Source organism: Serratia sp. 506_PEND (genome assembly GCF_001076875.1).
Classification (GTDB): domain Bacteria; phylum Pseudomonadota; class Gammaproteobacteria; order Enterobacterales; family Enterobacteriaceae; genus Serratia; species Serratia marcescens.
The window spans coordinates 1-13,622 of the sequence record NZ_JVEL01000510.1 but is presented as its reverse complement, the minus strand read 5'-3'; the positions used below and the strand labels follow the sequence as shown (position 1 = coordinate 13,622).

The following is a 13,622-nucleotide window of genomic DNA, read 5'->3' as shown; positions in this document are numbered from 1 at the left end:
CGTCAACCCTTGAAGATCAGACGGGAGTTGGTCTGATTGCGAAAACGCAGCTGATCGATACCGATCTGCGAACGGTTCGCCGCTTCCCGCGCCGCCAGGATGGTGCCGTGATGCGGCGATTTGCCGCACACCGGGTCGGCGTTGTCGGCGTTGCCGGTCAGCATGAACGCCTGGCAGCGGCAGCCGCCGTAGTCTTGCTCTTTCTCCGAACAGGAACGGCAGGGCTCCGGCATCCAGTCATAGCCGCGATAGCGGTTAAAGCCGAAGGAGTGGTACCAGATATGCTGCAGATCGTGCTCCAGCACCGACGGAAACTTAATCGGTAACTGACGGGCGCTGTGGCAGGGTAACGCCATGCCTTCCGGCGTCACGCTCATGAAGATGGCGCCCCAACCGCCCATGCAGCCTTTAGGCCGCTCCTCGTAGTAATCCGGCGTGACGAACAGCAGGTTAGCCAGTTTGCCGTCGGCGGCCATGCGCTCGCGATAGCGTTTCACCACGGCTTCTGCCTCGGCGATCTGTTCGCGGGTCGGCAGCAGGCCTTCACGGTTCAGGTGCGCCCAGCCGTAGAACTGGCAGGTCGCCAGCTCGACGTCGTCGGCATCCAGCTGGATCGCCAGTTCGATGATGCGGTCGATCTGGCCGATATTATGGCGATGCAACACGAAGTTGAGCACCATCGGATAGCCGAGCGCCTTGACCGCCTTGGCCATCGCCAGCTTCTGCTGAAATGCCTTGGCGGAGCCCGCCAGCGCGGCGTTCAGCGTTTCGTCGCTGGCCTGAAAACTGATCTGAATATGATCCAGCCCGGCGTCGGCGAAGGTTTGCAGCTTTTTCTCGGTCAGGCCGATGCCGGAGGTGATCAGGTTGGTGTAAAACCCGAGATCGCGGGCGGCGGCGATCAGCTCGGGCAGGTCTTTACGCACCAGCGGCTCGCCGCCGGAGAAGCCGAGCTGCACGCTGCCCATCGCCCGCGCCTGGCGGAACACCTCTATCCACTGTGCGGTAGTCAGCTCTTTTTCCTGCGCGGCAAAATCGAGCGGGTTGGAGCAGTACGGACACTGCAGCGGGCAGCGGTAGGTCAGCTCCGCCAGCAGCCAGAGCGGCGGATTCACCGCCGGCGCACGTGGTTCAGTCACGGAAGGTCACCCATTTTTGTTCGTAGGCGCGCTGGAAAAATTCCAGCACGTCGTCCGCCAACCCTTCGGCGCCGGGGAAGCGGGCGTTCAACTGGGCGATGATGCCGTTCAGCGTAGTGTGGCCGTCGACCAGTTGCAAAATGGCGGCGGCGCTGTCGTTCAGCTTGGCCATGCCTTCCGGATAGAGGATCACATGGCTGTTTTGCACCTGCTCCCATTGCAGGCGGTAACCGCGGCGGAAGACGGGAGTGTGTTCAGGGTTCAGCGTCATTACACCAGCCTCTGGTTGTGCCATACCCGCGCGGCGGTCACGCTGTGGTAAGGCGGGCGGTTCAGGGTGTAGGCCATGCTCATGGCGTCCAGCATGCTCCACAGAATGTCCAGCTTGAACTGCAGGATCTCCAGCATGCGCTGCTGCTTTTCAACGGTATCGCAATAGTCCAGCGCCAGCGCCAGGCCGTGTTCCACGTCGCGGTTGGCCTGGCCGAGGCGGCTGCGGAAATAGTCGTAACCGGCGGCGTCGATCCACGGGTAGTGTTGCGGCCAGCTGTCGAGACGCGACTGGTGGATTTGCGGCGCGAACAGTTCGGTCAGCGAGCTGCAGGCTGCTTCCTGCCAGCAGGCGCGGCGCGCGAAGTTGACGTAGGCGTCCACCGCGAAGCGCACGCCCGGCAGCACCAACTGCTCGGATAGCAGGGCGTCGCGCTGCAGTCCGACGGCCTCGCCGAGGCGCAGCCAGGCCTCGATGCCGCCTTCGCTGCCGCCGTAGCCGTCGTGATCCAGAATGCGCTGCACCCACTTGCGACGGGTGTCAGGCTGCGGGCAGTTGGCCATGATCGCCGCATCCTTGATCGGAATGCTGGTCTGGTAGTAGAACCGGTTGGCCACCCAGCCCTGGATCTGCTCACGCGTCGCTTCGCCGTTGTGCATCGCGATGTGATACGGGTGGTGGATGTGGTAATAAGCGCCTTTGGCGCGCAGCGCCGCTTCAAATGCCTGCGGCGTCAGGGGACGTGGTTGCGTCATGGCGATTCCCTACAGTTCGATATTCATGCCGTCCCAGCTCACTTCGATGCCGGCGGCGGTCAGGCTCTGCCGTTCCGCGGAGTCTTCATTGAGGATCGGGTTGGTATTGTTGATGTGGATCAGGATCTTGCGTTTGGCGGGCAAGGTGCAGAGCAGGGCCGCCAGCCCATGCTCTTCCGCCAGCGCCAGGTGCCCCATGTCTTTGCCGGTATTGCGTCCCACGCCGGCGTTGGCCAGCTCGTTGTCGCGCCACAGCGTGCCGTCGATCAGCAGGCAATCCGCCCGGCGCAGCCAGGGCATCAGCGCCTCGTCCGGCTCACCCAGGCCCGGTGCGTACAGCAGACCGGCCCCGCGCGCGGTATCTTCGATAAACAGCGCCACGTTGTGGCCCGGCAGCGGGCGATCGCGGTACGGCGAATAGGGGGGCGCGTTGCTGAGCAGCGGAATGGCGGTAAAGCGCACGTTTGGGCAGACCGCCGTGCGGAACGGTTCGCCGGGCGTCACCGGGTGGTGAATCAACCCGCCGTTCCAATGGGAGAGCATGGGAAACACCGGGAAGCCGGTGCTGAGATCGTCATGCACTTCAGGGGTGCACCAGACGTGGTGTGGGCAGCCCTCACGCAAATTGAGCAAACCCGCGCTGTGATCGATCTGGCTGTCGGTCAGCACGATCGCGCCGATGCCGGTGCCGCGCAGCACGTCGGGATTGTTCAATTCGGGCGAAGCCAGCAGCTGATGGCAAATATCCGGTGAAACGTTGCACAGCACCCAGTTTTTACCGTCGTCGCTGACGGCGATGGAAGACTGCGTGCGGCGCGTAGCGTTGATGCTGTGGTCGCGAACGCCCCGGCAGTTGTCGCAGTTGCAATTCCACTGGGGAAAGCCGCCGCCCGCCGCCGAGCCGAGAACTTTTATCTGCATGTCTGAACCAGAAAAAGAGGGAAAGAAATGCCCGCGCGAAAGGCGGGCAGACAGGCGATTAACGGTTGGAAATGTACAGCGTCACTTCCAGCCCCAGACGCAGGTCAACAAACTCAGGTTTAGTCCAGGTAGTCATAGCGGTGCTCCTTTACATGCATCGTGATAGTTCGAGCCCAATGAGAAATTTTCGCATTAGGCCGGCCCAATGTTGGCGAAATGTGACGAAGATCGCAACCTTTAAAGCGTAACCGGGTTATTCACCCCAGGTGGCGGCGAGCGCGTTCAGCCAGTTGCGCCAGGTCAGCTTCTCCAGCAGCCGGTTATCGAACCCGGCCTGCGCCAGCGCTTGCGTCAGGCGCGGTAGGCCTGCGGCGTCCTCCAACGGTTGCGGTACGTTGACTCCGTCAAAATCAGAGCCAAATCCCACGCGATCTTCACCAAGTTTAGCGATCAAATACTCAACGTGTTTAACAATTTCTGTTAAGCCGGTCGTTGCACTGTCACGTTTACCGTCCGCCCGCAGGAAGGCGGTGCCGAAATTGACGCCGACCATCCCGCCGCTCTGGGCGATGGCGTCCAGCTGCGCGTCGGTGAGGTTGCGCGGCTGCGGGCAGAGGGCGTGGGCGTTGGAGTGGGTGGCGACCAGCGGCGCACGGCTCAGCGCGGCGGTTTGCCAGAAGGCTTTCTCGTTCATGTGCGAAACGTCGATCATGATGCGTCGCTGGTTGCAGGCGCGGATCAGCGCCTCGCCGGCCGGCGTCAGGCCGGGGCCGGTATCGGGTGAGCCGGGGAACGGCCCGCTGACGCCGGTGCCGAAGGCGTTAGGCAGATTCCAGAATGGCCCGATGCTGCGCACGCCCAGCCGGTAGAAGGCCTCCAACTGCGTCAGCTCCGCATCGATCATGCCGGCACCTTCGATATGCAGCACCGCGGCGATTTGCCGGTTGAGGCGGCACTGCTCTATCTCGGCGGCGGTGCGGCAGATGCGCAGCCGCCCCTGAGAAGCCTGCTCCAGCTGCTGCAGGATGCCGATTTGCCGTTCGGCGATCGCCAGCGGATCGAAGGCGGCCTGCGCCTCGTCCTGCGTTTGATTACGCATCTGGGCGATATAGCCGACCGGAGGAATAAATACCGCGAACAGCCCACCGCAGAATCCGCCGCGCTGCATGCGGGAGAAATCGAGGTGGCCCGGCGTGACGCGCGAATAAAAGGCGGTGACCGGATCGTCATCGTGCTGTAGCCACAGGTTGAGCAGCAGGTCGTTATGGCCGTCGAACACCGGCCAGAGAGGGGGAAGCGTCATGAGCGTTTCACTGTGTCAGGCATCGTGAACGCTATGTTCTCCCATAGAGCGAGGGGGAACAACCCTCGCTCCATGGGGATTTTAAAGCCTAATCGACAGCTCGACGTCATCCGCGAACGGCGTGGAGAGATAGCCCGTCGCCGGATCGCGCACCCGCGCCAGGTAATCCGGGCTGTCATCGGCGTTGTCCGCGACGATCAGCGCACCGGGCCGCAGACGGCTCTCAAGCAGGTCGAGAATATCGGGATAAAGTCCCTTGGCGCCGTCGAGCAGCAGCAGGTCGACCGTGGCCGGCAGATCGCCGCGCAGCGTTTCCAGGGCGTCGCCGACGCGGATCTCCACCAGGTCGATGACGCCGCCTTCGGTCAGGTTGTCGCGCGCCCGCGCCGCTTTGCTCGGTTCAAACTCGCAGGTAATCAATCGGCCGCCGCCGTTATCGCGCAGTGCGGCGGCCAGGTGCAGGGTCGAAATACCGAACGACGTGCCGAATTCGACGATATTTTGCGCCCGGCAACCCCGCGCCAACATGTAGAGCAAGGCACCGGTCGCCGGCGACACGGCCAGCGGGAAATCCTTCAGGCGGTGGTAGAGTTCGCGGTACTCGGTTTTGCTCTGCATCAGCCGGCTTTGCTCTGCGTCCGGCACGTCGCGGAACAGGGCGGCAAGCGCCGGCGACCGGCGGGATGCCTGTTGGAACAGGCGGTTTAGCAGCGGCGCTAAGGGGGCAGTGGTCAGGGTACTCATGGCAAATTTCCTGTCGTAAATGAAGCGCGTTAGCGCATGCCGTTATAATATGACGAACTATTCGCATTCCTCTATTCGCATTGGCCGCCCGCTATGACTGAACGCCGCAGTAAGCAAATTTCCTCGAGAAAACAACCGCAACAGGCGCGCTCCGCCGAACTGGTGTCCGCTATTCTGACCGCCGCTATTCAGGTTTTGGCGCAGGAGGGGGCGGCGCGTTTCACCACCGCCAGGGTGGCCGAGCGTGCCGGCGTCAGCGTCGGGTCGCTTTATCAGTATTTCCCCAATAAGGCGGCGATCCTGTTTCGTTTGCAGAGCGACGAATGGCGGCAGACCACGGATATGCTGGGCCGTATTTTGGCCGACCGCGAGAAAATGCCGTTCGCGCGCTTGCGATTGTTGGTGCAGGCGTTTATCCGTTCGGAATGTGAAGAGGCGCAGATGCGCGTAGCGTTGAATGATGCGGCGCCGCTTTACCGCGATGCGCCGGAGGCACAGGCGGTAAAGGCAGCCGGCAAGGATATCGTGCAGGTTTTCATGTGCGAAGCGTTGCCTGATGTTCCGCAGGTCACTCGCCGGTTGGCGGGCGATCTGATCGTCGGCACGTTGGGGGCGGCGGGCAAGCAATTCTCCGAAACGCCGCGAACTGATCCCGAGATCGCGGCTTATGCCGATGCGATGGCGGACATGTTCTGCGCTTATCTGGCCGATTTAAACGGGCATCAGAGGCCGTAAACGCTTTTTAGGTGACATTGTCACTCGCCGGGGGCTGCGCCTGCCGACGACAAACCGACAGCACCAACTGCCGCAGCCAGCGGTGATCCGCCTCGGCGTCCAGGCGCGGATGCCACATCTGCGAGACGGTGATGGGCGGCGTTTTTACCGGCAGCTCGAAGACGCGCAGCGGGCCATCGGCAGGTTGAGCCTGCAGGAAAGAGGCGGGAAGCAACGCCAACAGGTTCGAGGCCTGCGCCACCGCCAGCGCGGCGGGAAAGCTCGGCACCACGGCGGCGATATGGCGTGCCAGCCCCAGCTCCGCCAGCGCGGCGTCTACCGGCCCGAGGATGCGCCCGCTGCGCGAGGCCACCACGTGGCCGCAGGCGGCGTAGTCGGCGACGTCAATCTCCGGCTGTTGCGCCAGCGGGTGTGCGGTTCTCATCACGCCAACGAAGCGATCGCGGAACAGCGCCTGCAGGCGGATTTCCGGGCCCATGTCACCCAACACGCCGACCTCCAGATCGACCAGACCTTCACGCAGGGGGCGGTCGCTTTTCTCCGACTTGGGCGCAAAGCGCAACCGCACCCGCGGCGCCTGTTCGGCGGCGGCGGCGATCAGCGCCGGGCCGAAGGCCTCAACGAAGCCGTCATTGGCGCGCAGCGTGAAGGTACGATCCAGCGCGGCGGGATCCAATGCTCCCTGCGCCGGACGCAACACAGCGCGGGCTTCGAACGTCGCGTGCCGCGCCCGCTCGCGCAGCGTTTCGGCATAGGGCGTCAGCACCATATGACGGCCGGCGCGCACCAGCAGGGGATCGCCGGTGGCCGCGCGCAGTCGGCTGAGGGTACGGCTCATCGCCGAGGGGCTTAAACCGAGACGCCGCGCCGCGCCGGCAACGCTGCCCGCCGTCAGCAGCGCGTCGAGCGCGATCAGCAGGTTGAAATCAGGGTCTGTCATGCGTGCGCATCCTGTCGTGCTGAATAGGGGGAAGGCGTTCGATGCAGTTTGTGCGTACGAATGCTGCATCAGTCGCCATGCATTATGCCTGAGCCTGTTTTCGGGGGGCCATGACTTACCGCTAAAAAACCGGAGGGGGACTGGCCCGTTTGCCGTCTGAACATGGCGATAAACGCGGAAGGATCGTGATACCCCAGGGTAGAGGCGACATATTTGACGGCTCTCCCTTCCTGCAACAGCGTCATCGCCATGAGGGTTTTGCTTCTCAGCTTCCATTCATTGAAAGAGATGCCGGTGGCGGCGAGAAATCGCCGCGAGAGCGTACGCTCGCTCAAGCCCAGCATGCCCGACCATTGCGCCAACGTGTTGAAATCGTGCGGCGCGGCGCTCATCTTTTCGGTCATGATCTTGATCACGTCGTCGCTGCCGAGCGGCAGGTAGCTGTCAAAACGCTCCGACAGCGCCAGCTGCTCAAGCAATGCGGTAACCAACGTCTGGTCCTGAGGCGTGTGCGGATAGCCAATGCGCCTTTCTGAAAAATCGGCCAGCACCGCTTTGACGATCTTATTCAGCCGCAGGGTTTGCGGTTTGCTCGGTAAGGATTGGCATAGCGGGGGGCTGACATGAAGAATGACATAGTCAATTGCACTCTTTGCTACGGATTCATGTTCGGTATTAACGGGGAGCCAAATGGCATATTCCGGTGTGGATAAATAAATATTGTCCTCAATATTTATTTCCGCCAACCCTTTCATGGAATACATCAGTTTGCCCCATGGCAACGCCTGTAAAGGGAATTGCGTTCCTGCCGGCCAGGATTTATTTCTGAACCAAATCGATATTGGGATTTCCCCGGTCAATTCTGACGGTTTCATGACGCCTTCCTGTCCGTTCATGGCTGCGTCTTCCTATTATAACAATAAGTTGTCTGATAATCGGCATTTCTATTCTATGGGGAAAGCTTACTCTGGGCAGGTCATTCCCCTGGATAAAGGTAACAATATGTACGGTAAAATCATTGATCTTTCGGTGCCGCTGATGAGCGGGATCGCTTCCGATCCGGAGCGGTTTCTGCCGGAAATCGAGTATGTTGACAACAAGCGCGGAGCGTTGCAACTGGCGGAATCATTTCCCGGCCTGGATCCCCTGGCGCTGCCGCGTCAGGAGGGCTGGGCGGTGGAATTTGTCCGCATGAGCACCCATGCGGGGACGCATATGGACGCCCCTTATCACTACCATTCGCATATGGACGACGGTTCGGCGTCAAAAACCATTGATGAAATACCGTTGGAATGGTGTATCGGCCCTGGCGTCAAATTGGATTTTCGCCATTTTCCAGACGGTTATGTGGTCACTGCACATGATATTGAGCGTGAATTAGCGAGGATTGATCATCCGCTCGCCGTCGGCGATATTGTTCTGGTCAATACGGCGGCCGGTGGGCGCTACGGCAGTGAAGATTTTATTCATCGCGGTTGCGGCATGGGCCGTGAGGCGACGCTGTATCTTACTGAACGCGGCGTCAGAGTGGTTGGCACCGATGCCTGGAGCTGGGATGCGCCATTCAGCCATACGCGCACCAAATTTGAACAAAGCGGCGATATTTCGCTTATTTGGGAAGGGCACTATGCCGGCAGTAAATATCCTTATTGCCAGATTGAAAAACTGTGCAATCTTGAATTGCTGCCCCCCTGCGGATTCAACGTGATCAGTCTGCCGGTCAAAGTTTATAAGGCATCCGCCGGCTGGGCTCGGCCGGTTGCAATTATCGATGAACGCGCGGGGGAATAAACGATGGCCAGAATAAAACTGCCGGCAGTGAGTGAATTAACGGCTGAGCAACAGCAACAATATGCTCGTTTTCCCGCCAATCTTACGCTGGGTCTATTGAAAACCAGCCGTTCGGCGCAGGGATATCTGTCGCTGGGCGCTTCTTTTCCGGCCGGGCGACTGTGTGATAAAGATCGGGAAATGATCATATTAAGGGTTGGCGCGTTAAGCCACAGCGCTTATGAGCGTATGCAACACTATCCGTTGGCGATCCTTGCGGGGTGGCGCGATGACGACATCGAGAAAATAGAGCAGGGTGTGGGCATCGACGCCAGAGGGGCGGCCATCTTGCATTTTGTCGATGAATGCGTGCAGCAGGTGAAGGTTTCTGCCGACACGTTTAACGCGGTCAGGCGCTATTATGATGAGGTTCAACTGGCTGAACTGTCATTAATTATTGGGCACTACATGATGACGGCGCGCTTTTTGGAAACGCTGGAAATCGATCTGGACCTACAAGCGACATCCTGGGAAAACATGTCAACGGATTGAGTACGCGCTGAGCGCGATAAAAAAGCCGATAACCTGGGGCTATCGGCTTTTAATGCGCAGTGGCGGAGGGTTACGCCGGCAACTGCTGCGCGGTTTTCTCGACCAACGCCAGCAACAGCTTGATGTCTTCCAGCGTCACGATCGGGTTCAGCAGCGTCATCTTCAGGCAGGTTACGCCATCGAACTCGGTTACGCCGACGTTGGCGCGGCCCGATTCCAGCAAGGCGTCACCGATACGCTGGTTGAACAGCGCGACGGCCGCGTCGCCATTCGCCGCCAGCTGCGCCGGACGGTAGCGGAACAGCACGCTGGCCAGCTGCGGCTGCATCACCAGTTCCAGTGCTTCCTGATCGGCGATGTAACGCGCCACCTGTTGCGCCAGCGTGACGCCATGATCGATGATCTCGGCGTATTGCTTCTGCCCCAGCGCTTCCAGCCCCATCCACAGCTTCAACGCATCGAAGCGGCGGGTGGTCTGCAGCGATTTGGACACCAGGTTCGGCACGCCTTGCGCTTCGTCGAACTCGGAGTTCAGGTAGGCCGCCTGATAACGCATCAGCTCGTAGTGGCGCTCGTCTTTCAGCAGGAAGGCGCCGCAGCTGATGGTCTGGAAGAACTGCTTATGGAAGTCCAGGGTGATGGAGTCCACCAGCTCCAGGCCGTCCAGGTAGTCGCGGTACTGCTCGGAAAGCAGCAGCGCGCCGCCCCAGGCCGCATCCACGTGCACCCAAATCTGCTGCTCCGCCGCCAGCCGTGCGATATCGCGCAACGGGTCGATCGCGCCGGCGTCGGTGGTGCCGGCGGTGGCGACGATCGCCATCACCTGCTCGCCGTTGGCCTTGGCCTGCGCCAGTTTTTCCGCCAGATCGTTCACGTCCATGCGGGCGAAGCGATCGGTTTTCACCAGGGTGACGGACTGATAGCCGAGGCCCATCAGCGCCATGTTCTTCTGCACCGAGAAGTGGGCGTTTTCAGAACAGAATACTTTCAGCTTGCGCAGATCGCCCACCAGACCGTCCTGCTGCACGGAGTGGCCCTGACGCGCGAAGAACGCATCGCGCGCCAGCATCAGCCCCATCAGGTTGCTCTGGGTGCCGCCGCTGGTGAATACCCCGGCGTCGCCGGACGGGTAACCGACCTGGGCGCGCAGCCACTCAATCAATTTCATTTCGATCAGCGTGGCCGACGGGCTCTGATCCCAGGAGTCCATGCTTTGGTTGGTGGCGTTGATCAGCACTTCGGCGGCCTGACTAATCACCAGGCTCGGGCAGTGCAGGTGCGCCACGCATTGCGGGTGGTGCACCGACAGACTGTCTTTCAAAAAATACTCGATGGCGCGCTCGATCGCCGCCTGGTTGCCCAGGCCTTGCGGGGTGAAGTCGAGCTTGATGCGCTCGCGCAGTTCGGCAACGCTTTTGCCCTGATACATCTCGGGCTGTTGCAGCCACTGCACGACGGCTTCACTGCTCTGCGCGATCGCCTGGCGGTAAGCCTCGGCGCTGTGCGCCGAGGAAGCCAGAATCGGGTTTAACTTGGACATCGCGGTCATTCGCTCCAATCAGACTGGCTTGACGCCGGCGGCCAGCAGCGCCTGCTCAAATTTATCCAGGAAAATACCCAGCTCATCATTGGTGATCAGCAGGGAAGGCAGCAGGCGCAGCACGCAGCCGTTGCGCCCGCCGCGCTCCAGGATCAGACCGGATTCGAAGCATTTCTTCTGCAGCAGCGCGGACAGCTCGCCATCGGCCGGGTAGCAGCCCATATGATCCTGCGCTTCGTTCGGCTTGACGATCTCGATGCCGATCATCAGGCCCAGGCCGCGGACGTGACCGATCACCGGATAACGTTTCTGCAGCTCGGCCAGCTTGCCTTTCAGCCACTCGCCCTGAGCGGCCACTTTGTCGGCGACCTTATGCTCTTTCAGGTACTGCAGGGTGGTCAGGCCGGTGGCCATCGCCAGCTGGTTGCCGCGGAAGGTGCCGGTGTGGTGGCCCGGTTCCCAGGCGTCGAACTCTTTTTTGATGCCCAGCACCGCGAGCGGCAAGCCGCCGCCGACCGCTTTCGACATCACGATGATGTCTGGCTCGATGCCCGCGTGTTCGAAGGCGAACAGCTTGCCCGTACGGGCGAAACCGGCCTGAACTTCGTCGATGATCAGCAGAATGCCGTGTTCCTGGGTCACTTTGCGGATGCGCTGCAGCCACTCGGCCGGCGCCGGGTTAACCCCGCCTTCGCCCTGAACGGCTTCCAGGATCACCGCAGCCGGTTTACGCACGCCGCTTTCCACGTCGTTGATCAGGTTGTCGAAGTAGTAGGTCAGCGCCTTGACGCCGGCTTCACCGCCGATGCCCAGCGGGCAGCGGTATTCATGCGGGTAAGGCATGAACTGCACTTCCGGCATCATGCCGTTGATCGCCGCCTTCGGCGACAGGTTGCCGGTGACCGACAGCGCGCCGTGGGTCATGCCGTGATAACCGCCGGAGAAGCTGATCACGCCGGAACGGCCGGTGTGCTTTTTCGCCAGCTTCAGCGCGGCTTCCACCGCATCGGCGCCGGACGGACCGCAGAACTGCAGGCAATACTCTTTGCCTTCGCCAGGCAACAGAGAGAGCAGGTAATCGGAGAAACGATCTTTCAACGGGGTCGTGAGATCGAGAGTATGTAACGGCAAGCCGCTGGTAATGACATTTTGGATGCTTTGCAGGACGTCGGGGTGATTATGTCCAAGAGCCAACGTTCCCGCCCCGGCCAGGCAATCAAGATATTGATTATTCTCAACATCAGTGATCCAAACGCCCTGGGCTTTCGCAATTGCCAACGGCAGTTTGCGCGGATAACTCCTAACATTCGACTCAAATTCGGCTTGACGCGCCAAATAGGTTTCATTGTTTCCGTTTAATGAGTTTGCAACTAAAGTATCAATACGGACTTTATCCGTCATCATATCTCTCCTACAACCGAAGGTCTCAACACGCAACGATTGAATTAATGAATTAGAAAAGTAACTGCCTTGTGAAAAGCGCGACCAATATATGGCTTTTTCGCCTGGGACTCAATAGCCGATTTTGTTTTGAATTGTTTAGTTTTTTCTTAGGCTCATCAATATGTTGTTGATTTGTTGACCGTTGGTTTTGCCGGCAGAAAACAACATTTCCTTAACATTGCGTAAAAATCCCTTTCTGCTTTCCTTTGGCTGCTTCTTTAATGCATTTATTATTAAGGTGAATTTCCGATTAATAACATAAATAGAAAATAGCGGCTTATTTTCATCTATTCACCACCTTAAGTCCTATAGCGGTTATATACACAAAATTTGTGATGAATATAAGTCATCGAGCGTTAAAAGCGCGGTATCTAGAGTGGTGATTTCTTGCAGATTTTACGTAGCGCGATCGAAAAAGCGGAATTTTTGTGCGGCGCCGGCGAGTCGGCCGGCGCCGTGGTCATTAACGTTGCCGTAACCAGACGTGATAGCGGCGCAGAGTGCGGCGGGTGCGCCATCTATCGATGAGCAGCGACCACAGTGGGGAGTAACGCACGTTGCGCGTCCGATCGCGGCTCAGGGCGTGCATGCGGCGCTTGATCAGCGCCATGCGGGCGAGCAGCGTCAGCGTTTTGTCGCGCCATTTTACCGGAGCGGGCAGTGCATGAGGGGCTTCGCCGGTTTGCCAGCGGTGCGGCAGATCGGGAATTTCCGCCATGGCGGTGGCGATGCCGACTACCGCGACGCCGCTGTTCAGCACCTGTTGCGCCACCGTCGGGCGGGTGATGCCGCCGGTGGTCATCACCGGCATGCGGGCTACTGCGGCGAGATCGCGGGCGAAGGTCAGAAAATAGGCTTCGCGCGCCAGGGTGCTGTCGTCCGCCGCTTCCCCCTGCATCGCTGGGCTTTCATAACTCCCGCCCGACAACTCCACCAGATCGACCGGCAGTTCGTTGAGCATCAACAATACCTGTCGGGCCTCGTCCGGCGAAAAGCCGCCGCGCTGAAAATCGGCGGAGTTCAGTTTGACCGCCACGCAAAAGCCTGGCGAGACACGCTGGCGCACCGCGCTCACCACCTCCAGCAGCAGGCGGGCGCGATTCGCCAGCTCGCCCCCCCAACGATCGCTGCGCTGGTTGGACAACGGCGACAAGAACTGGGAGATGAGGTAGCCGTGCGCCGCATGGATCTGCACGCCGGTAAACCCGGCCTGTTCGGCGGCGTGCGCGCTGGCGGCGAAGCGGGCGATCACCTCGGCAATCTGCGCTTCGCTCATGGCCTGCGGCGGGGCAAACTGCTTGCTGTACTTGCCCATCGCCATTGGGATGGCGGAGGGCGCCCAGGCGTTGCCGCCCATGTTGGCCATCACCTGACGGCCCGGGTGGCTGAGCTGCATCCATACCTGCGCGCCTGCCTGGCGCGCGGCCTTGGCCCAGGTTTCAAACGGGGCGAGCGGCGTATCCTGTTCCAGCACCACGCCGCCGGGGCCGGTCATGGCGCGGCCGTCGA

15 protein-coding genes are annotated in these 13,622 nt (G+C 60.5%); 3 read left to right on the top strand and 12 right to left on the bottom strand.

Annotated elements, in window-relative coordinates; genetic code table 11:
• Positions 1–2: 2 nt before the first annotated feature.
• The 7 genes from pqqE to ADK28_RS20970 form a co-directional block, all read right to left on the bottom strand.
• Positions 3–1,139: a pyrroloquinoline quinone biosynthesis protein PqqE gene (pqqE, locus tag ADK28_RS20995; protein WP_033640350.1), complete on the bottom strand. Its 1,137-nt coding sequence runs from the start codon at positions 1,137–1,139 to the stop codon at positions 3–5.
• Positions 1,132–1,410, bottom strand: a complete 279-nt coding sequence (pqqD, locus tag ADK28_RS20990; protein WP_016927749.1) for a pyrroloquinoline quinone biosynthesis peptide chaperone PqqD — start codon at positions 1,408–1,410, stop codon at positions 1,132–1,134. Before pqqD ends, pqqE begins: the two co-directional genes overlap by 8 nt.
• Positions 1,410–2,165 (bottom strand): pyrroloquinoline-quinone synthase PqqC, encoded by a 756-nt coding sequence (gene pqqC / locus ADK28_RS20985; protein ID WP_015376769.1) that lies wholly within the window; start codon positions 2,163–2,165, stop codon positions 1,410–1,412. The genes pqqD and pqqC overlap by 1 nt, the downstream gene beginning before the upstream one ends.
• 9 nt (positions 2,166–2,174) lie before the next feature.
• Entirely contained in the window at positions 2,175–3,086 is a 912-nt protein-coding gene (gene pqqB, locus ADK28_RS20980) for a pyrroloquinoline quinone biosynthesis protein PqqB (protein WP_048796569.1), read from the bottom strand.
• A 58-nt stretch (positions 3,087–3,144) separates the two neighbouring features.
• On the bottom strand, positions 3,145–3,222 hold the full coding sequence (gene pqqA / locus ADK28_RS30455; RefSeq protein ID WP_004937827.1) for a pyrroloquinoline quinone precursor peptide PqqA: 78 nt from the start codon (positions 3,220–3,222) through the stop codon (positions 3,145–3,147).
• A gap of 117 nt (positions 3,223–3,339) precedes the next feature.
• Positions 3,340–4,389 carry a dipeptidase gene (locus ADK28_RS20975; protein WP_048796568.1) on the bottom strand — a complete coding sequence of 350 codons (1,050 nt, stop codon included), beginning with the start codon at positions 4,387–4,389 and terminating at the stop codon, positions 3,340–3,342.
• 81 nt (positions 4,390–4,470) lie between these two features.
• Complete coding sequence (locus tag ADK28_RS20970; RefSeq protein ID WP_048796567.1) at positions 4,471–5,133, bottom strand: O-methyltransferase; 663 nt, start codon at positions 5,131–5,133, stop codon at positions 4,471–4,473.
• A 93-nt stretch (positions 5,134–5,226) separates the two neighbouring features.
• On the opposite strand from ADK28_RS20970, the gene ADK28_RS20965 reads away from it, so the two are divergent.
• Positions 5,227–5,868, top strand: coding sequence for a TetR family transcriptional regulator (locus ADK28_RS20965; protein ID WP_048796566.1), 642 nt, complete (start codon positions 5,227–5,229; stop codon positions 5,866–5,868).
• Between the two features lie 7 nt (positions 5,869–5,875).
• Here ADK28_RS20965 and ADK28_RS20960 read toward each other — a convergent pair whose 3' ends face one another.
• Both ADK28_RS20960 and ADK28_RS20955 read right to left on the bottom strand, forming a co-directional pair.
• Entirely contained in the window at positions 5,876–6,808 is a 933-nt protein-coding gene (locus tag ADK28_RS20960; RefSeq protein WP_048796565.1) for a LysR family transcriptional regulator, read from the bottom strand.
• A gap of 68 nt (positions 6,809–6,876) precedes the next feature.
• Positions 6,877–7,683 carry a helix-turn-helix domain-containing protein gene (locus tag ADK28_RS20955; protein WP_227944604.1) on the bottom strand — a complete coding sequence of 269 codons (807 nt, stop codon included), beginning with the start codon at positions 7,681–7,683 and terminating at the stop codon, positions 6,877–6,879.
• A 127-nt stretch (positions 7,684–7,810) separates the two neighbouring features.
• Here ADK28_RS20955 and ADK28_RS20950 point away from each other — a divergent pair, with 127 nt between their 5' ends.
• Entirely contained in the window at positions 7,811–8,599 is a 789-nt protein-coding gene (locus ADK28_RS20950; RefSeq protein ID WP_033640340.1) for a cyclase family protein, read from the top strand.
• A gap of 3 nt (positions 8,600–8,602) precedes the next feature.
• The gene (locus tag ADK28_RS20945; protein ID WP_048796564.1) at positions 8,603–9,130 is read left to right on the top strand and encodes a carboxymuconolactone decarboxylase family protein; all 528 of its coding nucleotides are present in this window, start codon (positions 8,603–8,605) and stop codon (positions 9,128–9,130) included.
• Between the two features lie 70 nt (positions 9,131–9,200).
• On the opposite strand, the gene ADK28_RS20940 is transcribed toward ADK28_RS20945, so the two are convergent.
• From ADK28_RS20940 to ADK28_RS20930, 3 genes are all read right to left on the bottom strand, one after another.
• Positions 9,201–10,670, bottom strand: coding sequence for a pyridoxal phosphate-dependent decarboxylase family protein (locus ADK28_RS20940; protein ID WP_033641419.1), 1,470 nt, complete (start codon positions 10,668–10,670; stop codon positions 9,201–9,203).
• Positions 10,671–10,688: 18 nt separating this feature from the next.
• Positions 10,689–12,071: a diaminobutyrate--2-oxoglutarate transaminase gene (locus ADK28_RS20935; protein WP_004937838.1), complete on the bottom strand. Its 1,383-nt coding sequence runs from the start codon at positions 12,069–12,071 to the stop codon at positions 10,689–10,691.
• 505 nt (positions 12,072–12,576) lie between these two features.
• Positions 12,577–13,622, bottom strand: a 1,046-nt coding sequence (locus ADK28_RS20930) for a 2,4-dienoyl-CoA reductase (RefSeq protein ID WP_048796563.1), incomplete at its 5' end; no start/stop codon positions are given.